A 23,439-nucleotide genomic window follows, 5' to 3' on the forward strand; every position below is an offset into this window, starting at 1 on the left:
TTACCCTCCTATTACCGTGACTCAGAAGTTTTTATCCGTTCTTTAAGGTCAAAAAGATAGTCTAATGCCTGTCTTGGCGTTAAATCGTCCACAGAAAGCTCAACGAGCTCCTGTAATAAGGGATCTAAAGGTTGGACCTCAAACAAAGAGAGTTGGGATATTTTATCCCCATTATATAGTTTCTCTTTGCGACTCTCGTGAGCAGACGATTCCAGTTCATGCAGGATGATTTTTGCTCTTTGCAGCAGCTGGGATGGAAGTCCAGCCAGCTTTGCCACTTGAATACCATAGCTGCGGTCTGCACGCCCAGGAATTATCTTATGCAGGAAAACGATTTCCTCTCCGTGTTCCCTAACCCCTACATGCAGGTTAAAGATTCCGGAATGAGTTTCTTCTAAATCTGTTAGCTCATGATAATGGGTGGCAAACAAGGTTTTAGGTTGGATTTCCTGACTGGCTAAATATTCAGCCACAGCCCAGGCAATACTGAGACCGTCATAGGTAGCAGTACCTCTGCCTACTTCGTCCAGGATAATGAGACTATTAGGGGTCACATGGCGAAGGATATGGGCGACTTCGTGCATTTCTACCATAAATGTGCTTTGTCCCGAGGCCAAATCATCGGAAGCGCCAACCCGGGTAAAAATATGATCAGCGATAGGGATGATGGCCTGTTGAGCCGGAACAAAGCTACCTATTTGAGCCATTAAGACAATGAGAGCTACCTGTCGCATATAGGTGGATTTTCCGGCCATATTGGGACCGGTGATTAACGCGAGATGTTTCTCAGGGTTGAGTATAGTATCATTCGGGACAAAGGAACTATCCAGAAGCATGGATTCTACCACCGGATGCCGCCCCTCAATAATCTTAAGGTCGCCGCCGAGGGTCATTTCAGGGCGATTATAATGGTGGCGTACCGCCGCTTCCGCTAGGCTTGTGTAGACATCAATTTCAGCGAGGGCCTGAGCAGCTTCTAAAATCTTGGGGGTCAATTGACGGACTTTTTCGCGGAGTTCGAGAAACAGCTGGTATTCCAACTGCATAACCTTCTCCTCAGCTCCCAAGATTTTTTGCTCATATTCTTTAAGCTCGGGGGTGATATAGCGTTCGGCGTTGGCTAAGGTTTGTTTACGAATATATTCGGGTGGGATAAGATGGGAATTCGTATGGGTTACCTCTATATAATACCCAAATACTCTATTATAGCCAACTTTCAAAGAGCGAATACCGGTACGTTCTTTCTCGGTGTTCTCTAGCTTTGCTACCCAAGCTTTACCGCCGGAGGAAATACTGCGTAATTCATCGATTTCCTGAGAGTACCCAACCTTTAGCAGATTACCCTCCCGAAGTGAGATGGGCGCTTCCGGGTTGATGGCTTGTTCAAGAGTTGCGGCTAATGAATCCAGCCCTTCCAAGGCAGGAACAAATTGTTTTAAGGTAGTGGCTCTACTTTCCGTCAGTAAAAACCGCAGTTGGGGAAGCAAGCCGAGGGTTTGAGACAAGGACAATAAGTCTCGGGCATTAGCCGTACCATAAGACACCTTCCCGATGAGGCGCTCTAAATCAAATACCTTGCTAAAGTGTTGAATAAGGTCGCCGCGCAGAAAGCTATCCTCCACCAAAGATTCCACATTGTCTAAGCGCTTTTCGATTTCCTTATGTAAGAGCAGGGGTTGTTCAATCCAGCGCCTGAGCAACCGTCCGCCGAAAGCAGTCTTAGTAAAGTCAAGAACAGATAGCAAGGTTCCCTTTTTTCCTTGACCGCGAATGGCTTCAGTCAGTTCTAGATTTCTGCGTGTCCATGGGTCGAGGAGCATCCAATGCTCGGGGCGATAAGTTTTAATCCTTAAGATATGGGAGGGTTCAATCTCCGGTGAAGTTTCTAAGATATATTGCCACAGGCCATTAGCAGCCTTCATAGCTATTGGGAATTCCTGAAAGGTTTCAACTTGCTCGGTAAAACGTTTCGCGAGAGCGGCCTGCTGAAAGCTTTTCTTCTCTCGTTGCGTAAGATAATAATCGCGCCAATGCTTTGATTTCATGAGTTCCGAAGGTAGCAGTAATTCCGAAGGATGAATCCTCGCTAGCTCAGTGATTAGGTTATCAAGGGATGGGGTTTGAAAAATGGTGAACTCGCCTGTGGAAATATCCACAAAAGCTAAACCCCACTCTTGTTCATGGAAGACAGAAGCTAAAAAGTTATTCCTTTGTTCTACCAAGGAATCTGTTAAAGTACCTGGTGAAATAATGCGGGTGATCTCTCTCTTCACGATGCCTTTGGCTGTTTGAGGATCTTCTACTTGCTCACACAAGGCAACTTTATAGCCGGCATTCACCAGCTTCACGAGATAGCCTTCGACAGAATGGTGAGGAACACCGCACATAGGAGTTCTCTGCCCTCCCCCCGAATCTCGGCCTGTTAAGGCAATTTCCAAAACAGGGGCAGCGGTCTGAGCATCTTCGCCAAACATTTCGTAAAAATCTCCTAGACGAAAGAAAAGAATGGCGTCAGGTACTTGAGATTTTATGGACTTATATTGCTGCATCATGGGTGTGCTCATAATCAACGACTCCTTAGAAAACAGACTAACTGAGGGTGCAATGAACAATCGTGAATATTCTAAAGGGAAGAGTATTTACTCTTCCCTCGTTTTCGCTAAATCCTAATAGGTGAAAATGTTTCCACGGTTTCTATTATCATAGCGAGTTTATGAACAGCTTCCTCCGCAACCGGAACATCCAGAGTCGCAAGAGCAGCCTCCACCATTAGGATCATTGGCAATTGCTTGGGCCAAAACACCATTGATGGTATCGAGCATTTTTGTGAATTGCTCTTGAGCTTGTAGATAAGCAGCGATAGGAGGATACCCTTCTACTTTAGCTTCCATAGCTTCAATAGCTTGTTGAATTTCCTCAGTTAACTCTTGACCTCCGGCTTGGAGCTCATATACTCGCTGTTGTTCATTTTGAAATTCGGCAATGATTTGTTGAGCTTGTTCGTCAGCCATCATTGCTCCTTCTGTGCTGCGTAAGTTTTGAAGTTCGACACTTTGTGCGATCGCTGCAGCTAGGACTTCGGCTTTTTCCATAATATCTGCCGTCATTACAACACCTCCATGTTCGTTTGATTCTACACTTTTTCTTTGATTCCTGCTTTCGACTTTTAAATTAATTATATTGGAATTACTCAGTTAACTCACCGTAGAGAGTCCAGGCGCTTGCATCTTGAATAATAACCTGAACGAGGGTGCCGATCTGCCTAGGTTCTCCCGAGAAGACCACCAGTTCATTGCCCCGGGTACGCCCTGTTAGACGGTCAGGGTTTGCTTTACTTGGGCCCTCAACTAGAACTTCGTAAGTATGCCCAATCATTTTTTGCCGCCAAGCAAGACTTTGGGCATTTTGAAGATTAATCAGTCGTTGCAAGCGATGTTTCTTAATATCCAGCGGAAGCTGTTCTTCCATCCGAGCAGCCGCTGTGCCGGAACGTTTAGAATACATAAAGGTAAAGGCTTGACTATAGGTTACTTCACTGATCAAGTCCAAGGTCTGTGCAAAATCCTCTTCTGTCTCACTGGGAAAACCCACGATTATATCTGTTGTTATACTGGCTTGGGGGATCCGTTTTTTGATTTCGTCAATTCGACTTAGATAGTATTCCCTTGTGTATTTACGATTCATACGTTGAAGAATATCATTGCTTCCGGCTTGGCATGGTAGATGGATGTGTTCGCAGAGATGTTGACCGGTAGCAATAACTTCAATCAATTTGTCTGAAAGATCTTTGGGATGGGAGGTCATAAAGCGTACGCGCCATAACCCCGGAATAGCGTCCACATCCTTCAGCAAATCAGCAAAATCATAAGGGGGTTGCAAATCTTGGCCGTAGGAGTTGACATTTTGGCCTAGCAAAGTAACTTCTCGGCAACCGGATTTAACTAGGGCATTTATTTCTGCGATGATCTCCTGGGGATGACGGCTACGCTCCCGTCCACGGACATGGGGAACGATACAATAAGTGCAAAAATTATCGCAGCCATAGCTGATATTCACAAAAGCCTTCAGCTTCCCCTTTTCAGCGAGGGGCACCGACTCCAGGGTTTCTTTCGGTTTTTCCCAGACTTCAGCCACTTTTCCTTCGTCAGATTCATCGAGGAGACGTTGAAACTCATGGATATTATGGGTGCCTGCCCAAATATCCACATGGGGTGCTCTCTTTTTTAGACGTTCTAAGGCTCCCGGTTGTTGAACCATGCATCCCGAAATAGCGATTTTTAATTGGGGGTTTATAGCTTTCAGACGTTTAAGTTCGCCGATTTTACCAAGTATCTTATTTTCGGCACTTTCGCGAACACAACAGGTATTGATTATGATAAGGTCGGCATGTTCCAGGTCTTGTGAAGGAGTATACCCTTTTTGGCTGGAGATCTCCGTTAAGGTATCTGCATCACGCTCTGACATTTGGCAGCCATATGCTAAAGTGACGACCCTTTTCTCTGATTTCGCTGTTGGCATGTTGATCAATTCACTCCTGAAAGTAGTATTGTTCTTCTTAAAGGATAACATAGTTCAATTATTGTCGCCAGTCAAGCCGAATTTCTAACCGAAAATACAAATTTCTAACTTAGAGACATAGTAGCCAAGTCTGCAATAATTGAAACTCAATTATATTTTACCTGCACTTTCGCATGTGTAGAAGCCATCTGGTTTGGGTATCCTTAATGATGGAGGTGATATGCATGATGGATAGTCCAAAAGTTTTGTGCAATGTTGTCGAGTGTAAGTATAACGAGGCTGCCAAGAAATGTACAGCCGGATCTATTCAAGTAACTAAGCATCATGGAGAAGTACGCTCAACAGAAGCAACTGACTGTGGTACATTCGAATTAGGTAATGGTCGGGAAAAAGTTTAGGCTAAGACAGCAGTACAAAGGGAACCGGATCATCCGGTTCCCTTATTCTATAATCGTCAAGAATGTTGTGAAGCAACTAGGATTTATTAAAGATTAATTCGGCGAAACTCGCCTTTCTCGGCAATGTTTTGGATCTCTTGTAAAACTAAATCCTTAACTCTAGGCAATACATCTCGAATCTCAGGAGTTAACTCTAAGCCCATCTCAAGGCTCTTGGGTTGAACACCAAAGATGAGAGTTTTAGGCGCGGTTCCCAAGATGTTGGCCATGGCTAAAACTTCGAGAATGCCAACCTGATGAAAGGAGACCTCATACTGAGAAGGCATCACGCGAATATCCTCCGGTTCAAATCTGAAAATTGCTCCGGGTTCATCTTTCGCGTTAATCGCGTCAACGATGATCAGATAGTCTACCTCTTTGATGAGATGGACCAATTCAAGCCCAGCTGTTCCACCTTCAAGCAACTCGACGAAATCAGGTAACGGCTCTTGAGCTAAAACATTGAGAAATTGAACCCCCAGTCCTTCATCTGAAAGAAGTACATTTCCGACTCCCATAACCATTATTTTATGTTGCTGCATTCCATTGACTCCTTCTAAGACTTTATCTACTTTGAATATTACGTTGTCCAAAGCACATCGTCAAGGGAACGGTGTTGATTAGCGTTGCACGGAAGAGGTTTTTCCTGTCGCGGCGCTTCTTTTCTTTTTGCGATCGATCCCAAAGAACATATACCATAATTGATCAATGGCTTCAGTGAATACCATATAGATATGGACAGCAATAATCGCAATAAACAGCCAGGTGATGACGAAGTGGAATCCTCTAATAGCGGCCAATCCACCTAGGGTAGCCTCTAAGGAGGCAAACTTCATCGGTAAATAGAGCAAAGCTCCCGTAATGATTTGCAGAACAGCCAGAATGGGCAGACCAATATAGGCTAGCTTTTGCATGGGATTATAGGCATTGGGGTTATCTGGATGATTCTTTTGCAAAAACAAATAATACTTGATCTGAGGCATAAAACCCTTGACATCATGTGTGTTGAGGAAAAACTTCTTGAAATCTCTATCCTTAGTAAAAAAGGAGATGTAGAATCGAACAATCCCTGTGAAAATCAAGCTGTACATAAAGAAGAAATGAATGTTGCGGATGGCATTCATAGGCATTCCCTCATAGGGAGAATGAATCAGTAAGCCTGTGGTAATCAAGGCTACGAAATTGATCAAGTTAATCCAATGGGTAATCCGATGAGATAACGGATGTTCTGCGGGATTAGCCATATTTTCCCCTCACTTTCCTATTCGTTCTTATTAACCCTATTAACCGATGCGAAATTTGCGGATTTCGTTCGTTTGCGGATCAATAAGGTGAATAGCACAAGCTAAGCAAGGATCATACGAACGGATAACCCGGACGATGTTGATGGGGTTATTTTCATCCGGAATAGGAACACCAATCAAGGCTTTTTCTAAGGGGCCGTAATTCCCTTGGGCATCCTTAGGGGAGAAGTTCCAGGTGGTAGGAACAACCATTTGATAATTTTCGGTGACATGGTCCTTGATTTTAATCCAATGACCCAAGGCACCGCGTGGAACTTCAGTTAAGCCTATTCCTTGACCGACTGCCGGGGCATTCCAATGGTCCGTATCATGGATTCTAAGGCCTTTGCCCATTTCTGCTTCTAATTGGTTAACCCAGTTGATCATTTCTTTAGCCAATATAACAGTTTCAAAGGCACGTGCTGCATGGCGAGCAACAGCACCAGGCTTAATGTTGTATTTCGCAATAATATCCATCAATCCTTTGGGCTGAAGGACAAGCATACGAGCCAAGGGGCCTACTTCAACAGGTTTCCCATCATAACGCGGAGCCTTGACAAAGGAATACGCATCGGTTCTGGAGAGATCAGGCACGGTGTCCGAATCAAAAGGATGGTCTCCCTTCGGGCTATCTTTATACCAAGCCCGTGTTACTCCTTCGGTTATTTTGCTCTGATCAATAGTCATAACCTTGCTCAAATCGCCATCAAGGACAATGCCGGATTTGAAGAGGAAGTCTTTTCCTTCATCATCCTGACCAAAGCCACCATAAGACAGGTAGTTACCATAGCTACCCCCTACTCCAGCTTGGGCAAGAGGAAGTAAGGGACCAGTTCCAAATGTTAAAACATCTTGCAAATAGATGTTCTCAAGGTAGTCGATTTGCTCGAGCAACATCGAACGAAACTGTTCGACAACTTCAATGTTGGGAAGGATGGTCACCCCACCTACAACAATGGAGGATTGATGTGGTTGTTTACCGGCAAAGAGAGCCGACATTTTCTTAGCCCGCGCTTGCATGTCGAGAGCCTTCAAATAGTGGGAAACAGCAAGCGTGACAAGTTCAGGATCATTGACACAGAATTCATCAGGTTCATAACGCGGTGTCAAAGGAGCCGTATCACCGGCAGCTATTAACTTACCAATTTTATCTTTAACCTTAAGCAGACCAGCATCTTGACCCTGGTATTTGGCAACCGCGGTGATATCTATGTAGTCTAAAGCACTTAAGTGATAGAAGTGCAAGGGATGGTCATGGAGCCACATAGCACCCATCATCAGATTGCGAATGAGTCTTCCCCCTGCCGGAACCTTTGCCCCAAAGGCTTGATCTAAAGCTAGGGACGAAGCCCAGCCATGGGAGCCTGCACAAACCCCACATGTCCTCTCAGTAACATAGGTAGCATCCCGAGGATCACGACCTCTTAAGAGGGGTTCAAACCCACGATACATGGTACCGATCGATTTGGCGTCGGTAATAACACCATTGGTGACTTCTACTTCTACTTTCAAGTGACCCTCAATTCGGGTCACGGGATCAATAATTACTGTACCCATGGCTTAGTCCTCCTTCTCATGCTCAGAGTCATTATTTTTAAGTCTTCCGCTGGCCACTGTGGCAACAAGATGGGCACCCAATCCAAGAACTGTAGCACCACCGACAACTTTTCCTACCGTATCAGCATTGATCTGACCCAAACCTGGCAAGGAGAAGTTCTCTTGTTTTGAATAAAGAGGGCTGAATTGACCATAGAAATCCGATTCGGAACATCCTGAGCAGGGAGAACCGGCATTGATACAGAAGTTCGCATTGTCATTCCACCAAACTTGAGCACAGTCTGTATAGGTTTTAGGACCTTTACAGCCTTTAAGAATTAGGCAATAATCCTTTTGGGAAGGATCATTCCAATCGGCTAAGAAATTGCCGGCTTCGAATTGGCCGCGACGCGGACAATTATCATGAAGGAGCTTTCCATAATATATGAGAGGGCGAGCCTGTTCATCCAGCTCGGGCACAGCGTTGAAAGTGAGATAATAGACAATAGTGCCGATAAGGGTATTCGGTTTGACTGGGCAGCAGGGAAGATTGATGACTGGAGTGGAGATATTGTTCTTTTGCAACAATTCTCTTACCCCAATAGGGTTTATTTCACATGCTCCGGGGATGCCTGCACCATCTGTAGCACAGCTACCAATGGCAATGATGGCTTGAGCCTTTTGAGCGGCTTCTAAGACAGTCTCGCGGAAGGGCTTACCCCCTACCATACAGTAGGAATCAGTCTCTTTTGATGCCGGAACGGAACCCTCGACAACAAGGACGAACTTTTCGTCAAGAGCATCTTGGTAGGCCTGTTCTGCCACATGTCCAGAGGCGGCCATAATAGTCTCATGGTATCGAATGGATAGAGTGTCAAGAATTATTGATTCAATACTGGGATTAAGAGTCGCCAGTAAGGACTCACTACAGCCAGTACATTCCATACCATGCAACCAGATTACCGGGGGCTTCTGTAATGCTGCCTCCACTGCTTTCGCAGCCTGTGGAGTCAGTACTTCAGGCAGTCCGAGGGCAGCGGTCGTAGCAGCCATCAGCTTCATGAAGTCGCGTCGATTGATTCCGCGGGCTTGAAGAAAATCAAAATTTCCCATCAAAAATACCTCCATAGTCCTCAAATATACTAGAATTTAAAAAAGAATTCTAATCTATAAAAAACTATATTCGGTATTCTCCGAAAAAGTCCTTTAAATATTTTCAATATTTCGTTATGTTCAAATATTCACTTAAATTTGCAAGTTAATTCACGAACTATTAGAACTTTTATTCTAAATCAAAGCGAAAAAAAATGAGGTTATCTCATTTTTAGAAATATCCCTCACTTTAAATGTTCACAGCGTTCTCTTCGTAATCGCGCTCGTTCTTTGCGACGCTGGTTATGTTGTTTTTGTTGAATCACTGCGAAGAGGGTACTACCGCTGATCATAAACCCTAATCCTAACCATAAGGCAAAGGATTTCTTTTGTTCGGTAACTTTCATCACGGTTCGATCTGCCGTCAGAGGAACGACAGTAATGCGCTCCTCCCCTTCCCACATTTCCAATTGAGTGATCCTTTGACCTGCCGTTACCTCAGATAAAGTTCCTGATACGGGCAAAATATTTGTACGTAGGTCAAGCGGGGTGCCATCCTTATTTTTAGTAACCCAGAGGGATTGATCTGTTATGAGTTGGATTGTTTGCCCTTGGACATCGATTTGTCCTAGGGATTCTCCTATCTCACTGTAGAGGGTATTTTCAAATTGTGCAAAACCATAATCCAGTAAAGCTTGCATATCCGTATATATTTCACGACCTGGGGATTTAAGAATTACAGCAATTAGTTCGCGTCCATTCCGAGAGGAAGAAGTCACTAAGCAGTTTTTGGCAACCGCGGTGTAGCCGGTTTTCATTCCGGTTATAGAATCATCCTGCCAGAGAAGTTTGTTTTCATTGAACATTTCAATCGGAACATTCTCTGTTTCCCGTGGAATGACATGAGATTTAGTTTTGATATAATCGCGGAAGGTTGGATTAGCATAGGCAGCTTGGGCGATTCGAGCTAGATCGTGTGCTGTGGTATAGTGTTCTTCTTCTGTTAGCCCACTAGGATTCTTAAAGTGGGTGCCTTTAAGATTAAGCTCCGCCGCCTTTTGATTCATTAAGCCGACAAAAGTTGGTAAATCCCCACCGATGTGTTCGGCAATAGCTACAGCAGCATCATTTGCTGAGTTAAGTAAGAGTGCATAAAGCATATCATCAAGGGTGAGCTTCTCACCAGGCTCTAGGTAGATGCGTGTACCATAGACGATTGAATAATCTAGCATGGTTTCACTAGCTGTAACAGTATCTTCAAGGTTGCCCAATTCGATGGCAAGGAGTCCTGTCATGATTTTAGTCGTACTCGCGGGAGCTAAGAGCTTGTCCCCATTTTTGCTAAAAAGCGTTTGCCCTGATTGAACATCGATTAAATAGGCAGCTTCTCCTTTAATTTCTGGTGGAGAAGCATTAGGATCGGCTAATATAACCGGAACGTTAAGAAAAAGTAAAAACAGTAATGTGATGATAGCTAGGACGCGTTTCAATGGTGTTCCTCCTATTAGCGTTGATAGAATAAAGCGATCGTTCCGGGTCCAGTATGGCTGCCAACGACACACCCGATATCGCTGATGATAATATCTTTGACGGATACGGTTAGTTTTATCTCTTCTGCTAATGATTGAGCTTCTTCAGGACATGCTGAGTGAGAAATCCCAATCACTTGGCTTTCCGGGTTGCGAATTTCTGCCTGTAAATAATCAAGCAATTTTTTTAAGGCAGCTTTACGGGAGCGTACTTTGGCTATAGGTTCGAGACGACCATCAGGTGTCATATGTAAGATAGGCTTTACATCAAGCAATCCACCCAAAAAGCCGGCAGTTTTACTGACGCGGCCTCCTTTTACTAAATATTCCAGGGTATCTAGGGTAATCACATATCTCATCTGCTGACGAACCAACAAAATCTGTGACTCGGCTTCCTTCCAAGAGGTAGCTTTCTTAAGGATCTCGTTGGCCCGTAACGCGATGAGTCCATAGCCTAAAGAAGCACCTAAGCTATCAATAATATGTATTTTATCCGGTTGTGAACACATGTCTCGAACGATTTGAGCGGTGTTGTAGGTCGAACTCAATCCCGAGGACAAATGAATCGCAACAACTTCATGGCCTTGAGCTAAGATTGCCTCATAAGCATCTTTCAGTGTTCCCGGGTTGGGTTGTGAAGTCTTAGGAAGCTCTTTGAAAGATGTAAATCGAGGATAGAACTCATTTGGGAAAATATCTATTCCTTCATTATATGTTTTACCATCTATACTAACAGGCATAGGAACGACGACAATGCCTTCTATGCGGCATAGTTCAAGTGGAAGATCTGATGAACTGTCAACAAGGACAACAAAACTCATGCGATTACGCTCCTTTATTCTTGGTAGGTTAATATTCGTGAAAATCGCATATTTTTCCTGCCGAAATAGTAAAAGCGCTAAACAAAAAAAAGCCCATAGGTATGGGCTTATACTAGTTTATGTTAAGATGCGTGTAAATACTCATATTCAATGAGTGAAATTCTGGTACGAGTTCAATTCTTGAACCATTAAATGATTATCCAAACTATTGATACAATGAATAGCGATAAAGCTTGTGAGCTCATGTTTCATGACCAAACGATAATTGACCTCTTCGGACTCAATCCACGTGACTAGAAACATGAGGATTCCTCCCTATCAACTAAAATGTATTGTGTATACATAATACCATATCGGTTTGTGTATTTCAATACTTTCGTTTTGAACGAGAGGAATTTATTCAATAATTAATCTACGAGGAATCTTTTTTAGATACTACTCATCTTTGTTTTCATTGACAATCTTTTCGAATTCTTGCCAAATAGGATGTTTACGTGCATCGGTGCTTCTTCCCGTGCGATCCACAAATACATGAATCGTAGTTCCTTCGGCTAACAGTATATCATCTCTTAAGACTTTATAGGTAAAGGTGAGTTTTCGGGATGAAAAGCTTTCCAAGCTCGTTTCAATGATGAGTTGATCATCATAAAGTGCGGGACGACGATAACGGCATGTTGCCTCGACAACTGCAACAGCAAGCCCCTGCTTCTCAAAAGTAGTGTAGTCTAAGCCAGCGCTGCGCAAGAATTCAGTGCGTCCTACTTCAAACCACACGAGATAATTGGAGTGATAGACGATACCCATTTGATCCGTTTCTGCATAACGGACGCGTACTGGTGTCTGATTCGTTAAAAACATAAGATACCCTCCTTAAATTCCATCAATAGCTTATAGTCATGCTATAGTTAACCCTGTCTATCTCTTCCGGCGATAAGTATAAAGAACCCGACTTCGCTACACTATAATTTTATAACATTCTGATAGTAAAATGAAAAGCGCCCTAAGGCGCCTTAATGGTCAGGGTAAATAAGTTATTGGGTTTGTGGTATCACCGTTAGAAAGCACTTCAAAATGAAGATGAGCTCCTGTGGAACGACCGGTAGAGCCTACGAGGCCAATGGTTTCATTTCCACTCACTTGCTGCCCTTTAGAAACATACAATTCAGAGGCATGTGCATAACGAGTAGCGACGCCATTACCATGATCGATGAGGATCATATTGCCATAGCCTCCACTCCATCCAGCAGCCGTGACAGTTCCACTTGCGGCGGCGACGAATGGATCTCCTGTGTTACCATCAATATCTAATCCGGTATGGAAACTACCCCAACGATAGCCGTAATATGAGTTAAGTCCTCCCTGCAGAGGCCAACTTAATCCGGATACTTTTCCCGATCCACGAGAAAGAGCAACTTTGGAAGAAGAAGCATAGGTTGGCCCTTTGGCAATGATTTGAGTTTTTGGCTCTTGAGTAATTTTTTCATCTAATACTTCTTTTTCGATATTTTTGCCATTTTCCTGTACATAGGAGAAGGTGACTATTTTATTCCCATCCTTCCCCTCTTGGCGCACCATCGAGGAACCGCTAGGCAAGCTGTAATCCGTCTTAGAAATTACATCAAAGGGAATTGTTTCTTCACCAGTGTAGATCCCTTTGCTTATTACAGTTAGGTAAGGTGTTACTTTGACTAAATTGATTTTGTCGCCAACTTTGATGGTGGTGTCTTCATCCGTCCCTGGGTTGCCAGCCAATACTTCCTTGGTCAGCATGTTGTTTTTACGAGCGATGAGCCACCAGGAATCATTGGCTTGGGCAATATACTCCTTTTTAGTCTCATGTCCTTTTGTTAATAATTCCAAGACATTCTCCGGTGTGCTAAATTCAGTTGACTGGACTTCGATGGGTTGAGTGGTTATAGCTTCTCTAAATTCTACGGAAGAAATCTGATTGTTCTTACTGGGTTTTGTATAGATTTCTTGATAGGACTTAAGAATATTATCGAACTCTTCTTTGCTAGCTAGGACTGCAATAGGTTTATCTTCGATGGAAAATTGATATCCTTCAAAATATGTATGTATTAAGTTGTCAAGCTTACCTTCTGTTACATAGTTCTCTTGTAGAGCCCCTTTTCTGACTCGTAAATCTTGGAACTCTATTTTGTCATGAGTCTTTGCAACAAATCCTAAAGATTCCCCTCGTGAAACAAGGATACGCTCAATGAGTTGTTCACCTTCGTCGGAGGTAGCTACATAACCTATGTTTTGGCCGTTTAAGAATAACACGGATGCTGTTGTCGTACTTCCGTAATACAGGCTACCGGCTAATACTGCACTCAGTCCAATTACCCCTAAGACGATTTTGGGAGATCTAAGGGATGCTTTTGGGTCGGAAAACATACCCAATAGCTTGGTGATGTTTCCTTTAATACTTTGGAGAATACTAATAAGCCTCCTTTCTCATTGGACAAGCCACAGATATTATTATATCATATAATCACTGTTAATCACGGAGAAATAATCATAGAAAAAAGCAAATTTATGCTACCCGGTGGGCAGTTTGTTTTATGAAAAGGAGTTGCATGGATGGAGATTAATACCCTTATCGAGCGAATTAATGAACTATCACGGAAACAAAGATCGACTGGATTAGAGGAATGGGAAAAAGCTGAACAAGAAGCCCTGCGCCAAGAATATCTAGGTTTTATTCGCGGGCAGGTCAATGATACACTCAGCCAAATCAAGGGTGATTAAGCTTAGAAATGATTCACATCACAGAGTAAATTAATAATTGTAATAGCCAAAGCCTGCCTACAAATACGTCAGCGCTGTCGTATTTGTAGACAGGCCATTATTTTTTCAAAGCAATCCACGTATTTTAAATTCTCAAGAATACATACTAACTTTAGACGACATATTTGAGGAGGGATTGCCTTGCCTGAACGCATCATGAAATATGGAGGAGTAAAATTTCGTAACCTTGTGCCTCCCGTGAAAATTAATCGCTTTGTCAATAAGCTTGCTCAGAATAAAAAAGATTCGCTCTTCGAAATCGCCACCGAATTAAGTGATGCAGGAATGATTGAAATACTCAATGACAGGACCCAAAGCACCATCGATAAGGATACCTTGGATCTTCAGAAGCCGAACAATGAAGAAGTCAACCTAGGAAATCGCAAACTATAGATGTTAAAGAAAACCCGACTTCGCCGAGTCTTTCATCACTCTTCCATAAAGGCGAAGTCGTTGGTTGCCCTTATACTGGAGGAAAGTATGCAACGAAGTTATATTTTCTGAAAGTGAAATAAAAACTACTCCCCTAGTGTTAGCTGGCTATTTTTAGCCAACGAGCAAGGGGAGTAGTTTTACTTTAATGAGTCTTTCAAGCCGCTTTACTCACACCAGATGAAAAAATTGTGTCTGGATCGAGAATTATAAAATGCTGACTATCCCGTCGTAGACGACTCCGGCGAGGGCATCCACAGTCAATATTTGGCCGTTCTTAATTTTCTTGATGACATCTTTCGCCCCGACGATGGCTGGAATTCCATAGTTTAAAGCGGCGAGAGCACCATGGGAAGTAAGTCCCCCTTCTTCGACAACGAGGGCTCCAGCTTTGGCGATTAAGCTTATCATTTCTTTATCGGTATAAGGAGCGATAAGTATATCTCCCTGTTTGAAGGAATCAAGGTCGGCATCAGATGTTCGCGCTGACCCAGAATAAGATTTGCGCCCAATCCCAGTTCCCTTGGCAATCACATCGCCAATCACTTGAACCTTAATGATATTAGTGGTTCCTACTTTTCCAACAGGAACCCCTGCCGTAATGACGACCACATCCCCTGTTTTTATGAGTTGATGAGAAATCCCTTGATTAACAGAAACAGATAGGAGTTGGTCGGTATCGGAGCTTTCCGGTATGAGCAGAGGGTTAATTCCCCATGATAAGGAGAGCTGACGTGCTACCTGTGCAAATGGAGTAGCTGCAATGATCAGAGATTGGGGTCGGTATTTAGCGATCATGCGGGCTGTTAAGCCCGAATGGGTTGGGGTAAGTATGGCTGCAGCCTCTAAGTCCCTAGCAATGGTATAGCTGGCATGACTGATCGCTTCAGCGATGTTAATATGTGGATCATAAAAGGTACGCCCATCAAGATAGTGCTTTTCTGTCTGGAGGGCAATTTTATTCATCATCTGAACGGCTTCAATAGGATACTGACCGGCAGCAGTTTCCCCGGAAAGCATAATTGCATCTGTACCATCTAAGATGGCATTGGCCACATCACTGGCTTCTGCTCGAGTAGGCCGAGGATTACGCATCATGGAATCCAACATTTGGGTGGCCACGATAACAGGTTTGCCTAAGCTATGACATTTATTAATCATATCCTTTTGGTGGATGGGCACCTCTTCCACCGGGACCTCGACCCCTAGATCTCCCCGGGCAACCATAAGCCCGTCCGAGACTTCTAATATTTCGTCTAAATTATCAATGCCTTCACGACTTTCAATCTTAGCAATGATTTTTACATTAGACCCCTCTTCTTCTACTATACGCCGCACGGCTAAGATGTCGGCTGCCTTGCGAGCAAAAGAAGCCGCAATGAAATCAATTCCTTCCCGTAGTCCAAAAAGAATATCTTCTCGGTCCTTTTCCGTAATGGCAGGAAGTTGAATGGAAACTCCCGGGATATTAACCCCTTTTTTCGATTTCAAAAGCCCACCATTTTGGATTCTGGTGGTAATTTGTTCTTCTGCTATAGAAATGACTTCGAGATCAATGAGACCATCATCAAGAAGTATATGAGTGCCTTGACTGACCTCTTGCCAAAGTTCGGGATAGGTGATGCCTACTCTCTCTGCTGAACCAAGTGTCGAAAGATCCCCATCAAGAATAAATATTGCCTCACGATTTAATTGAACCCCTGAATCAGGGACCGTACCTGTACGGATTTCCGGACCCTTGGTATCAAGAAGAATTCCTAAATGGATATCGAGCTTTTGAGCCTCTTCCCGTAAAGTGCGAATCCGCTTGCCATGCTCAGCATGGGTGCCATGAGAGAAATTTAAACGAGCTACATTCATTCCAGCCTTGAGCAGCTGATGGATATTTTCCTTGGATTCGCTGGCTGGTCCGATCGTACAAACTATTTTTGTTCTGCGCATATATTTCCCTCCGCTAAAAGATTTGACCTTGCTGTGTAAAGACCAAACATACGATAAAGAAGCGGGTCACCGCTTCTTTTCGGATTCTTTCTAAATTTTACTATTCTTTAGGGCAAAAAGATAGAGTATTATATTCCTTTGCTTGCCATAAGCTCAATAAGATCAATGAGTCGGTTGGAATAGCCCCATTCATTATCATACCAAGCGAGAACTTTAACCATACGGTCGCCTAGCATCATGGTTGACAGACCATCAATAATGCAGCTATAGGGATTTCCGTTATAGTCATGGGAAACTAAAGGCAGTTCTGTATAGGCTAAATAGCCTTTTAGCTTTCCTTCGGCTGCTGATTTAAGCTTCTCGTTCACTTCTTCTTTAGTCGTAGCTTTCGTGAGGTTCGCAACAAAATCTATTAAGGAAACATTGGGGGTAGGTACTCGCACGGCTAAGCCGTTAAGCTTGCCTTTTAATTCAGGAAGGACTAATTCTACCGCTTTGGCCGCTCCCGTGGTCGTGGGAATCATGGATTGATATGCTGCCCGCGCCCGGCGCCAGTCTTTATGCTCTAAGTCCAAAATACGTTGATCATTCGTAACTGAGTGGGTTGTGGTCATCATCCCTTGTTCAATCCCAAACTCCTCAAGGAGCACCTTTGCTATGGGGGCTAAGCAGTTGGTAGTACAGGAAGCGTTAGAAATGATATGGTGCTCGGCAGGATTGTAATGATGGTCGTTCACTCCCATAACGATTGTAATATCTTCATTCTTTCCGGGAGCAGAGATAACAACTTTTTTAGCTCCTGCTTGAAGATGAAGAGCGGCTTGGTCACGCTTTGTGAAACGTCCGGTGGATTCGATAATTAGATCCACCCCTAGGTCTTTCCACGGAAGGTTCTCCGGATTTTTTTCAGCTAGTAACTGTACTTTCTGGTTCATTGCTTCAAGGGTGTTTTCCGTCACGTTTACATCGTAAGGCAAAATACCGTGTATGGAATCGTATTTAAAAAGATGACCTAATAAGTCTGGACTCCCCAGATCATTGATAGCAACAAGCTCGATAGGGCTTTTTCTTTCTAAGATAGCTCGCATGGAAAGGCGGCCAATTCGGCCGAAACCATTAATTGCAACTCGCACGCTCATTCTGGAAAACCCTCCTCAATTTTGGTCATTTGTACTCATTAGTACTAATCTATATTTTACCAATAAGGCAAAAAAAATGCAAAGTATTTCGCTTTGCTTGATGGTAATTATTGATAATTTTATATCCGGATCTTTTTAATGAATCGCTTTCCTAATCCTTTCGAGAACGGAATAGAGTTTTTTATCAATTGCTTCAAACTTCATTGCCGGGATATAATATCTCTCTAGTTCATCATGTAGCTTCTTTGCTCTCTGGGAATGAGTCTGGGCTCTCTGGATGCTTTGCTCTACCCGACTCCGACAATCATCGATATACTCTTCATAAACCGTTAGACTCGACCGATCGAGATAATGGTCAAAATCAAGAGAAACTACAGCTCCGGAGAACTCAGGGGTATAGGGATAGTGTTCAGAAGATACAGCTAAGGCTGTTTTGAGCTCCGGAATAATGAGCAAATCTATCTTATCTGGTTCGAGAGCATTGTGATATATTTCCACATCATAATTCAGTAGTTTGGCATCCTCTGCCATGTGGGTTAAGAAGCTGGATTTACCTGTCCCGGCTTGCCCAGTCAACAGATAGAGGGTCTGCATGCCTAGGATAAGGCTGTCAATATATTGAATTCTTCCTTGGGGAGTGTGCGCCCAAGTAAATAAACGACGAATTTTCCCGGATCCTTGGCCGGAAGAAGCTTGATAAAGCTCACGACTAAGGTTTAAGTAAAGCTGATTGATTCCCTGCCAGTTTTGATGCGGTTGAATATAGAACTCCCATTCATCCATGGCGTTTTTGGCATCTTTTAAGGCAAAATAAGCACTCTGAAAGCAACGGCTAATCTCTTTGTTGCAGTCAATAATATCTTTTTTGTGCGGGATAATTAAAGAATCGTCCCAGTACTCTCCTAAATTAATGATTTCGTCCACAGCTCCTGGGGTTTGCGGATCGACGATATGGGGAGAAGTACCATCTAATAAGGCAATTCCTAATTCTGGCACAACAATCCCATCAATCGAATTATTGTCAGAGGAGCAGCAATGATATTCTAGATCATAGCCAGCCTTAAGCATCTCTTCCCCGATTTTTTTCATAAAGGTCGACTTTCCTACCCCGGGTCCACCTTTAATAATATAGATATGGGTCGCATCAGTATCAGCTAAGTACTTGTAATAAGAATGAAAACCAAGATAAGTCACACCACCGGGGAACATTTTTCTAATCACTGGATTTTTCGACATATTGACTCCCCTTTCCAAAGGAATGTTCCTGCATCAATAATAGTATTCAGCTGCAGGCTAATGGGTGACAAGAAAAGATTCCCCATCAAAATATAAAAAGAGGACCAGCTTACGCTGATCCCTCTCCATGAGTTAAGGATGCCTGTACCCTTTATAGTCGTAGATGTTCCGTTCCTTCTGCATATCATATTCTTGATAATGCGGGTCTCTCACGGTAACAGGAGATTTGGGACGCGATACTTTTTTATGTTTTCCCATGCCAAAATCCGCCCTTTCTACGCCATAGTTTGAGCACCCATACTTATTCTGAGTATATTCTCACTTCAATATGCAGTTTTGATGTAGTTTTGCCTTGAGCGAAAAAATCAATCAATGGTGATGGTGATGCCCGTGATCATGATTGTGTCCGTGATCATGATTATGGTTGCAAACAGCATTAGAAGAAACAAAGGTTCCGTCAGCATAGGATTGGGCGACAGCGCTTGCCGGTCCATTAGCTCCGCGAAGGATTTCTAGTCCAGCATTTTCAAGGCCGCTGATAGCTCCCGGCCCAATTCCCCCACAAATAACGGTCTCAACTCCTTTAGACTTTAAGAGTTGGGCAATCCCTTCGTGTTGATGCTGAAAATTTGCTGTATCGATGCGTTCTTGGCCGGAAACCTTTCCCTCTTGAATCTCAAAGAGAGTAAAGGCTTGACTGCGACCAAAATGCGCGTTCACAAGTTCCCCTTCTGTCGGAATGGCAATTTTTCTGTTCATCATATAAACCTACCTTTCGAAACTGGATAAAATACTTGCCTGGCAATACGTTTGGGGTGTTTGTTTATTTTCCGAAGGAACAATGAGGATAGGTACATTGGGGACATTCTAAGCACAATCCTCCATGCCCGTATTTGGCGATTTCTAGTCGGGTCAGACGCTCTCCAGCAAGAATCCGCGTAGCGACAAGGTCAAAGACCGTTTTCCGAGAGTACATCACACAACCCGGCAATCCCATGATGGGAATATCATCTAAATAAGCCAGTAAAAGCATTGCCCCAGGAAGCACAGGGGTACCATAAGTCACCAGTTCCCCTCCTAGTCCTTTGATAGCAGTTGGCGTCAAATCGTCTGGATCTACAGACATTCCCCCCGTTACAAGGACCATTTCTGCTCCCTGAGCAATATGTTCACGGATGCGTTCTTGAATCATTTCCACATTATCATCGGCAAAGGTTTGTCCCAAGAGCTCGGAACCCCATTCGGCCACCTTCCCTTGGAGCACAGGTCCAAATTTATCTTGAATTCTACCGTGGTATACTTCACTTCCAGTAGTAACCACCCCAACCTTTTTCGATTGGAGGGGGCGAATTTGGAGGATGGGTTCTTTAAACTGACGAGTAATTTCCTCTGCTTCCAGAATAACTTTTTCGTCAATCATTAAAGGTACAACTCGTGTACCGGCAATTTTATCGCCCTTTTTAACCGGACGATGATTGTGCAACGTAGCAAGAATAATATGTTCAATAGAATTTAAAGCGTAAATACCTTCCTCGGATGCATAGATTAAGCCATCTAGTTCGGCAATCAAATTGACCTTGCCCTCTTTTGTCTCACTAAATTTTAACCCCGGTCCAGCTACGGCTTTCGCCAGACGCTCTGCTGCTTCATCCTCGTGTATAAGTCCCGGTTTCTGGTCCCATACATAGATATGTTCTTTTCCCATACTAAGGAGTACCGGGATATCTTCTTCCTTGATTACATGACCCTTTCTGAAACGAGCATCCTTGGTCTTTCCGGGAATAATTTGAGTCATATCGTGCATAAGCACAGCCCCAATGGCATCCTGTATCTTGATCTTTTGCATTGATTTTTCCTCCTTTTCGTATGCAGAAGGCATGTTCATTTCTAAACACACCCCGGTTTCAGAATTCTGAAACGGCCTAACACCATAGAAAAACCCTTAGGCTATTAGGCTCGGGTTACTATTATTATAAACTAAAACTTCATTATGGGAAATAAAATAATAGGACATTAATAATATTGCCGTTATTATCCGTATCAAATATTATTAGTGTCCGTTATTATCGTAATCCATAAGAGGGTTTATTTAAGTCCGTAGCGAATTTTTACTAATTAGACAATCGATCAGGCCATTGATTTACTTGAAAAGAGGTGACCCATTCCCCATGACAGTCAATAAAACTGGATTCGAAATATTTCATAAGGATCCCCTTTGGGAAAAGCTACCTGAATCATTCTGGGAATACTGTGCGTCCCATGGAAGGATCAGGCAATTTGCTGCGAAGCAATTTCTTTTCTTCACCGGTGAGGAAGGTAATTATGTCTACTTTTTGCTCAAAGGCCGAGTGCAAATCTTATTGATGAGCGAATTTACTGAGAAGATTTTTCGGATTCTTCAAGCCCCTGCCTTTTTCCCAGAGGTCATATTTGATAGCAAGGTATATCCTTATGCAGTCATTACTACCGAAACATCGGAGGTATTTGTGTTAGAACGGAGAATCCTTCTCCAGTATCTTAAGGAAAACCCTTCCGACCTATGGCCTTTTTATCAAAATATGGCTTTGGATCTTCGCCGCGCCTATCGTCAAATCAAGAATATAGCTCTTGGGGATGCCAGATCCCGTTTAGGTGCAAAAATATTTGCTTTGGCACATGTCCATGGACAAGAGACGGACGAAGGAATAAATATTACTATTCCCCTCTCTGCCACAGATTTAGCGGGAATGTGTAGCTTAGCCCGAGAATCCGTAAGTCGTATTCTGGGTGAGCTTAAAGACCTGGGAATCTTGAAGATTGAGAAAAAGCTCATCACGGTACTTAGTCTTGAGCAACTACAGGAATGGATTCATGACCGTCAAAACTCCCTTTAAGCATTTACAACTCGGTACGACGGTCGAGAAAATGGGTAAGCCTTTCGTTGGGAAGGCAGTTTTCCAGATAGTCTTCTAGTAGTAAACCAATTTTTTGATAAACCTTATCGCTTCGAAACTTCTCCTTAGAAAGGCGAGCTAACTTAGGCTTCCTGCCGAGACGACCTCCCAAATAAAGATTCCAGCCAGACTCTCCAGATACTATCTTACCTGTCTTGCAAGTGCGAATACAATCCCCGCAACCAAGACAGAGCTCTTCATTAAACACTAAACCCTCTTGCCAAGTTAAGGCTTTTTCTTGACAAGAACGGATGCAGGCTTGACAGCCGGTACAGTGGTCATCCGTGAATTTCGGTAATAGATAGCCGATAATACCTATATCCTTAATCTGGGGTTGCGAACATGCATTAGGACAACCGGCTAAGCCGATTTTCGGCAGATGATGATAGTGAACCGAAGAAAATTTCGTCGCTAAATGTGTTGAAAAATTCATATCCTGAAAAAGCTGATTGAGCTGCTCGTAGAGCAACGACCAGTCCTGCGTAGATTTAACGCAATTTTTACGGCAGTGTTCGAGTACAAAACCTTCTTCGGTCATTACTATTTCCCCCACTTGCAATATACTAAATCATTCTAATCCATTTTACCATCCAACCCTAATTTAGATGTGTCCTGAGTCACACTTCTTAATAAACCATGAGAATGCCGGTTCTTTGCCATAAATTTGGTCAAGAACCGGCATTCTCATGAGGTATGGTGTTTGAAAAAGGCCCTTTGTTTACAGTATGGATAGCTCTGCAGGACCTTCCAATAGAGCCAGAAGCAACTGGACAGCCCCTTCGATATCTCCTTGATCTACGGTCTCGGAGGGGCTATGGATATAACGGGTAGGGATAGATATTACACCGGAGGGAATCCCTCCCTTGCTCAAATGGATCGCTCCGGAATCAGTACCACCATATTCGAGAACCTCCCACTGATAAGAGATATTATGTTGCTCTGCTGTATGAGCCATCCAAGCCTTGATTTTGGGATGGGTAATCATCGAGCGGTCAAAGACTTTAATAGCCGCACCATGAGCTAGTTTCACATCCATGGGGTGTGCTTTGGGGGTATCCCCTGTCCCCGTAACATCCAAGGCAATTGCTAAATCAGGTTCGAGGGCAAAAGCAGCTGTTTGGGCACCGCGGACCCCTACCTCCTCTTGAACAGTAAACACAAAATATACTTCATGATCTGTCTTTAGACGTTTCAGTACTTCAATAGCAACAAAACAGCCTACTCGATCATCCATAGCTTTGGAAGTCATCCGTTTTCCTTGTTTAGTGAAATTCCCGGCAAAAACGGCACTTTCCCCGATTGAAACACGAGTTTTTGCTTCTTCCCGAGAAGTAGCACCGATATCAAGATAGAGCTTATCCAATTTAAGATCGATGGGCTTCTCTAATTTTTCGACGCCAATGGTTCCCATTATCCCGTTCTGAAAGAGAACTCGGCGATGGGGCAATTCTCGTATGGAGACACCACCTATAGGCGCGAAGCGCAAATAGCCTTTCTCATCGATGTGGGTTATCATAACTCCGATTTCGTCGACATGGGCAGCAATCATGATCTTCTTGCCGGTGCCTCGACGGATGGCGATCAGATTGCCGAGAGTATCTGTCTTCATCTCATCACAATAGGGCCGAACCTCATCAGCAATAGCTGTAGTCACTATATCTTCAATACCTGAAGGCCCAAAGGTTTGGGTTAACCGTTCCAATAGTGAATAATCCAGAGGATTCTGATCATAGGGCATAAGATTTGTCCTCC

The 23,439-nt window shown here is 43.4% G+C and carries 24 protein-coding genes and 1 riboswitch; of the genes, 4 read left to right on the forward strand and 20 right to left on the reverse strand.

What is annotated here, in order from left to right; all coding sequences use genetic code 11:
- Positions 1-11: 11 nt before the first annotated feature.
- From mutS to miaB, 3 genes are all read right to left on the reverse strand, one after another.
- Positions 12-2,564, reverse strand: a complete 2,553-nt coding sequence (gene mutS / locus AAC978_RS14540) for a DNA mismatch repair protein MutS (RefSeq protein WP_341548789.1) — start codon at positions 2,562-2,564, stop codon at positions 12-14.
- 147 nt (positions 2,565-2,711) lie between these two features.
- A complete protein-coding gene (locus AAC978_RS14545) occupies positions 2,712-3,107 on the reverse strand; it encodes a YlbF family regulator (protein WP_341548790.1) in 396 nt (131 codons plus the stop codon).
- Positions 3,108-3,186: 79 nt separating this feature from the next.
- Positions 3,187-4,518: a tRNA (N6-isopentenyl adenosine(37)-C2)-methylthiotransferase MiaB gene (gene miaB / locus AAC978_RS14550; RefSeq protein WP_341548791.1), complete on the reverse strand. Its 1,332-nt coding sequence runs from the start codon at positions 4,516-4,518 to the stop codon at positions 3,187-3,189.
- A 227-nt stretch (positions 4,519-4,745) separates the two neighbouring features.
- Here miaB and AAC978_RS14555 point away from each other — a divergent pair, with 227 nt between their 5' ends.
- Positions 4,746-4,916: a DUF1540 domain-containing protein gene (locus AAC978_RS14555; RefSeq protein WP_341548819.1), complete on the forward strand. Its 171-nt coding sequence runs from the start codon at positions 4,746-4,748 to the stop codon at positions 4,914-4,916.
- An 86-nt stretch (positions 4,917-5,002) separates the two neighbouring features.
- On the opposite strand, the gene AAC978_RS14560 is transcribed toward AAC978_RS14555, so the two are convergent.
- The 9 genes from AAC978_RS14560 to AAC978_RS14600 all read right to left on the reverse strand — a co-directional run bounded on the left by AAC978_RS14560 (position 5,003) and on the right by AAC978_RS14600 (position 13,613).
- A complete protein-coding gene (locus tag AAC978_RS14560) occupies positions 5,003-5,497 on the reverse strand; it encodes a HyaD/HybD family hydrogenase maturation endopeptidase (protein ID WP_341548792.1) in 495 nt (164 codons plus the stop codon).
- Positions 5,498-5,575: 78 nt separating this feature from the next.
- Complete coding sequence (cybH, locus tag AAC978_RS14565; protein WP_341548793.1) at positions 5,576-6,199, reverse strand: Ni/Fe-hydrogenase, b-type cytochrome subunit; 624 nt, start codon at positions 6,197-6,199, stop codon at positions 5,576-5,578.
- Between the two features lie 39 nt (positions 6,200-6,238).
- Entirely contained in the window at positions 6,239-7,795 is a 1,557-nt protein-coding gene (locus AAC978_RS14570) for a nickel-dependent hydrogenase large subunit (protein ID WP_341548794.1), read from the reverse strand.
- Positions 7,796-7,798: 3 nt separating this feature from the next.
- Positions 7,799-8,887 (reverse strand): hydrogenase small subunit, encoded by a 1,089-nt coding sequence (locus AAC978_RS14575; RefSeq protein WP_341548795.1) that lies wholly within the window; start codon positions 8,885-8,887, stop codon positions 7,799-7,801.
- A 224-nt stretch (positions 8,888-9,111) separates the two neighbouring features.
- Complete coding sequence (locus AAC978_RS14580; RefSeq protein WP_341548796.1) at positions 9,112-10,356, reverse strand: D-alanyl-D-alanine carboxypeptidase family protein; 1,245 nt, start codon at positions 10,354-10,356, stop codon at positions 9,112-9,114.
- Between the two features lie 14 nt (positions 10,357-10,370).
- On the reverse strand, positions 10,371-11,216 hold the full coding sequence (locus AAC978_RS14585) for a DegV family protein (RefSeq protein ID WP_341548797.1): 846 nt from the start codon (positions 11,214-11,216) through the stop codon (positions 10,371-10,373).
- Between the two features lie 147 nt (positions 11,217-11,363).
- Positions 11,364-11,519, reverse strand: a complete 156-nt coding sequence (locus AAC978_RS14590; RefSeq protein WP_341548798.1) for a hypothetical protein — start codon at positions 11,517-11,519, stop codon at positions 11,364-11,366.
- Positions 11,520-11,651: 132 nt separating this feature from the next.
- Positions 11,652-12,074 carry an acyl-CoA thioesterase gene (locus AAC978_RS14595; protein WP_341548799.1) on the reverse strand — a complete coding sequence of 141 codons (423 nt, stop codon included), beginning with the start codon at positions 12,072-12,074 and terminating at the stop codon, positions 11,652-11,654.
- A 159-nt stretch (positions 12,075-12,233) separates the two neighbouring features.
- Positions 12,234-13,613: a peptidoglycan DD-metalloendopeptidase family protein gene (locus AAC978_RS14600; RefSeq protein ID WP_341548800.1), complete on the reverse strand. Its 1,380-nt coding sequence runs from the start codon at positions 13,611-13,613 to the stop codon at positions 12,234-12,236.
- A 186-nt stretch (positions 13,614-13,799) separates the two neighbouring features.
- On the opposite strand from AAC978_RS14600, the gene AAC978_RS14605 reads away from it, so the two are divergent.
- Both AAC978_RS14605 and AAC978_RS14610 read left to right on the forward strand, forming a co-directional pair.
- Positions 13,800-13,967 carry a DUF896 domain-containing protein gene (locus tag AAC978_RS14605; protein ID WP_341548801.1) on the forward strand — a complete coding sequence of 56 codons (168 nt, stop codon included), beginning with the start codon at positions 13,800-13,802 and terminating at the stop codon, positions 13,965-13,967.
- A gap of 180 nt (positions 13,968-14,147) precedes the next feature.
- Positions 14,148-14,399, forward strand: coding sequence for a hypothetical protein (locus AAC978_RS14610; RefSeq protein WP_341548802.1), 252 nt, complete (start codon positions 14,148-14,150; stop codon positions 14,397-14,399).
- A gap of 246 nt (positions 14,400-14,645) precedes the next feature.
- On the opposite strand, the gene pyk is transcribed toward AAC978_RS14610, so the two are convergent.
- From pyk to AAC978_RS14640, 6 genes are all read right to left on the reverse strand, one after another.
- The gene (pyk, locus tag AAC978_RS14615; protein WP_341548803.1) at positions 14,646-16,379 is read right to left on the reverse strand and encodes a pyruvate kinase; all 1,734 of its coding nucleotides are present in this window, start codon (positions 16,377-16,379) and stop codon (positions 14,646-14,648) included.
- Positions 16,380-16,507: 128 nt separating this feature from the next.
- The gene (gene gap, locus AAC978_RS14620) at positions 16,508-17,518 is read right to left on the reverse strand and encodes a type I glyceraldehyde-3-phosphate dehydrogenase (protein WP_341548804.1); all 1,011 of its coding nucleotides are present in this window, start codon (positions 17,516-17,518) and stop codon (positions 16,508-16,510) included.
- A gap of 135 nt (positions 17,519-17,653) precedes the next feature.
- Positions 17,654-18,754 (reverse strand): PRK06851 family protein, encoded by a 1,101-nt coding sequence (locus AAC978_RS14625; protein ID WP_341548805.1) that lies wholly within the window; start codon positions 18,752-18,754, stop codon positions 17,654-17,656.
- A 132-nt stretch (positions 18,755-18,886) separates the two neighbouring features.
- Complete coding sequence (locus AAC978_RS14630; RefSeq protein ID WP_015262322.1) at positions 18,887-19,012, reverse strand: hypothetical protein; 126 nt, start codon at positions 19,010-19,012, stop codon at positions 18,887-18,889.
- 111 nt (positions 19,013-19,123) lie between these two features.
- A complete protein-coding gene (locus tag AAC978_RS14635; protein ID WP_341548820.1) occupies positions 19,124-19,513 on the reverse strand; it encodes a NifB/NifX family molybdenum-iron cluster-binding protein in 390 nt (129 codons plus the stop codon).
- Positions 19,514-19,577: 64 nt separating this feature from the next.
- A complete protein-coding gene (locus tag AAC978_RS14640) occupies positions 19,578-20,600 on the reverse strand; it encodes a molybdopterin-binding protein (protein WP_341548806.1) in 1,023 nt (340 codons plus the stop codon).
- Positions 20,594-20,728, reverse strand: a riboswitch (molybdenum cofactor riboswitch). (Overlaps the previous gene by 7 nt.)
- A gap of 194 nt (positions 20,729-20,922) precedes the next feature.
- Between AAC978_RS14640 and AAC978_RS14645 the strand changes: the two genes are divergently transcribed.
- Positions 20,923-21,627: a Crp/Fnr family transcriptional regulator gene (locus AAC978_RS14645; RefSeq protein ID WP_341548807.1), complete on the forward strand. Its 705-nt coding sequence runs from the start codon at positions 20,923-20,925 to the stop codon at positions 21,625-21,627.
- A 4-nt stretch (positions 21,628-21,631) separates the two neighbouring features.
- Here the strand turns inward: AAC978_RS14645 and AAC978_RS14650 are convergent, their stop codons facing one another.
- On the reverse strand, positions 21,632-22,225 hold the full coding sequence (locus AAC978_RS14650; RefSeq protein WP_341548808.1) for a 4Fe-4S dicluster domain-containing protein: 594 nt from the start codon (positions 22,223-22,225) through the stop codon (positions 21,632-21,634).
- 180 nt (positions 22,226-22,405) lie between these two features.
- Positions 22,406-23,425: a M42 family metallopeptidase gene (locus AAC978_RS14655; protein WP_341548809.1), complete on the reverse strand. Its 1,020-nt coding sequence runs from the start codon at positions 23,423-23,425 to the stop codon at positions 22,406-22,408.
- Positions 23,426-23,439: the final 14 nt, after the last annotated feature.

The sequence above is a fragment of the Desulfitobacterium sp. THU1 genome, from assembly GCF_038181555.1.
GTDB lineage: Bacteria > Bacillota > Desulfitobacteriia > Desulfitobacteriales > Desulfitobacteriaceae > Desulfitobacterium.

What these genes read in the sequence shown, in the direction of transcription:
- mutS (WP_341548789.1), bottom strand. Translation starts at nt 2,564, where the DNA reads ATGAGCACACCCATGATGCAGCAATATAAGTCCATAAAATCTCAAGTA.
- AAC978_RS14545 (WP_341548790.1), bottom strand. Translation starts at nt 3,107, where the DNA reads ATGACGGCAGATATTATGGAAAAAGCCGAAGTCCTAGCTGCAGCGATC.
- miaB (WP_341548791.1), bottom strand. Translation starts at nt 4,518, where the DNA reads ATGCCAACAGCGAAATCAGAGAAAAGGGTCGTCACTTTAGCATATGGC.
- AAC978_RS14555 (WP_341548819.1), top strand. Translation starts at nt 4,746, where the DNA reads ATGGATAGTCCAAAAGTTTTGTGCAATGTTGTCGAGTGTAAGTATAAC.
- AAC978_RS14560 (WP_341548792.1), bottom strand. Translation starts at nt 5,497, where the DNA reads ATGCAGCAACATAAAATAATGGTTATGGGAGTCGGAAATGTACTTCTT.
- cybH (WP_341548793.1), bottom strand. Translation starts at nt 6,199, where the DNA reads ATGGCTAATCCCGCAGAACATCCGTTATCTCATCGGATTACCCATTGG.
- AAC978_RS14570 (WP_341548794.1), bottom strand. Translation starts at nt 7,795, where the DNA reads ATGGGTACAGTAATTATTGATCCCGTGACCCGAATTGAGGGTCACTTG.
- AAC978_RS14575 (WP_341548795.1), bottom strand. Translation starts at nt 8,887, where the DNA reads ATGGGAAATTTTGATTTTCTTCAAGCCCGCGGAATCAATCGACGCGAC.
- AAC978_RS14585 (WP_341548797.1), bottom strand. Translation starts at nt 11,216, where the DNA reads ATGAGTTTTGTTGTCCTTGTTGACAGTTCATCAGATCTTCCACTTGAA.
- AAC978_RS14590 (WP_341548798.1), bottom strand. Translation starts at nt 11,519, where the DNA reads ATGTTTCTAGTCACGTGGATTGAGTCCGAAGAGGTCAATTATCGTTTG.
- AAC978_RS14595 (WP_341548799.1), bottom strand. Translation starts at nt 12,074, where the DNA reads ATGTTTTTAACGAATCAGACACCAGTACGCGTCCGTTATGCAGAAACG.
- AAC978_RS14600 (WP_341548800.1), bottom strand. Translation starts at nt 13,613, where the DNA reads ATGTTTTCCGACCCAAAAGCATCCCTTAGATCTCCCAAAATCGTCTTA.
- AAC978_RS14605 (WP_341548801.1), top strand. Translation starts at nt 13,800, where the DNA reads ATGGAGATTAATACCCTTATCGAGCGAATTAATGAACTATCACGGAAA.
- pyk (WP_341548803.1), bottom strand. Translation starts at nt 16,379, where the DNA reads ATGCGCAGAACAAAAATAGTTTGTACGATCGGACCAGCCAGCGAATCC.
- gap (WP_341548804.1), bottom strand. Translation starts at nt 17,518, where the DNA reads ATGAGCGTGCGAGTTGCAATTAATGGTTTCGGCCGAATTGGCCGCCTT.
- AAC978_RS14625 (WP_341548805.1), bottom strand. Translation starts at nt 18,754, where the DNA reads ATGTCGAAAAATCCAGTGATTAGAAAAATGTTCCCCGGTGGTGTGACT.
- AAC978_RS14630 (WP_015262322.1), bottom strand. Translation starts at nt 19,012, where the DNA reads ATGGGAAAACATAAAAAAGTATCGCGTCCCAAATCTCCTGTTACCGTG.
- AAC978_RS14635 (WP_341548820.1), bottom strand. Translation starts at nt 19,513, where the DNA reads ATGAACAGAAAAATTGCCATTCCGACAGAAGGGGAACTTGTGAACGCG.
- AAC978_RS14640 (WP_341548806.1), bottom strand. Translation starts at nt 20,600, where the DNA reads ATGCAAAAGATCAAGATACAGGATGCCATTGGGGCTGTGCTTATGCAC.
- AAC978_RS14645 (WP_341548807.1), top strand. Translation starts at nt 20,923, where the DNA reads ATGACAGTCAATAAAACTGGATTCGAAATATTTCATAAGGATCCCCTT.
- AAC978_RS14650 (WP_341548808.1), bottom strand. Translation starts at nt 22,225, where the DNA reads ATGACCGAAGAAGGTTTTGTACTCGAACACTGCCGTAAAAATTGCGTT.
- AAC978_RS14655 (WP_341548809.1), bottom strand. Translation starts at nt 23,425, where the DNA reads ATGCCCTATGATCAGAATCCTCTGGATTATTCACTATTGGAACGGTTA.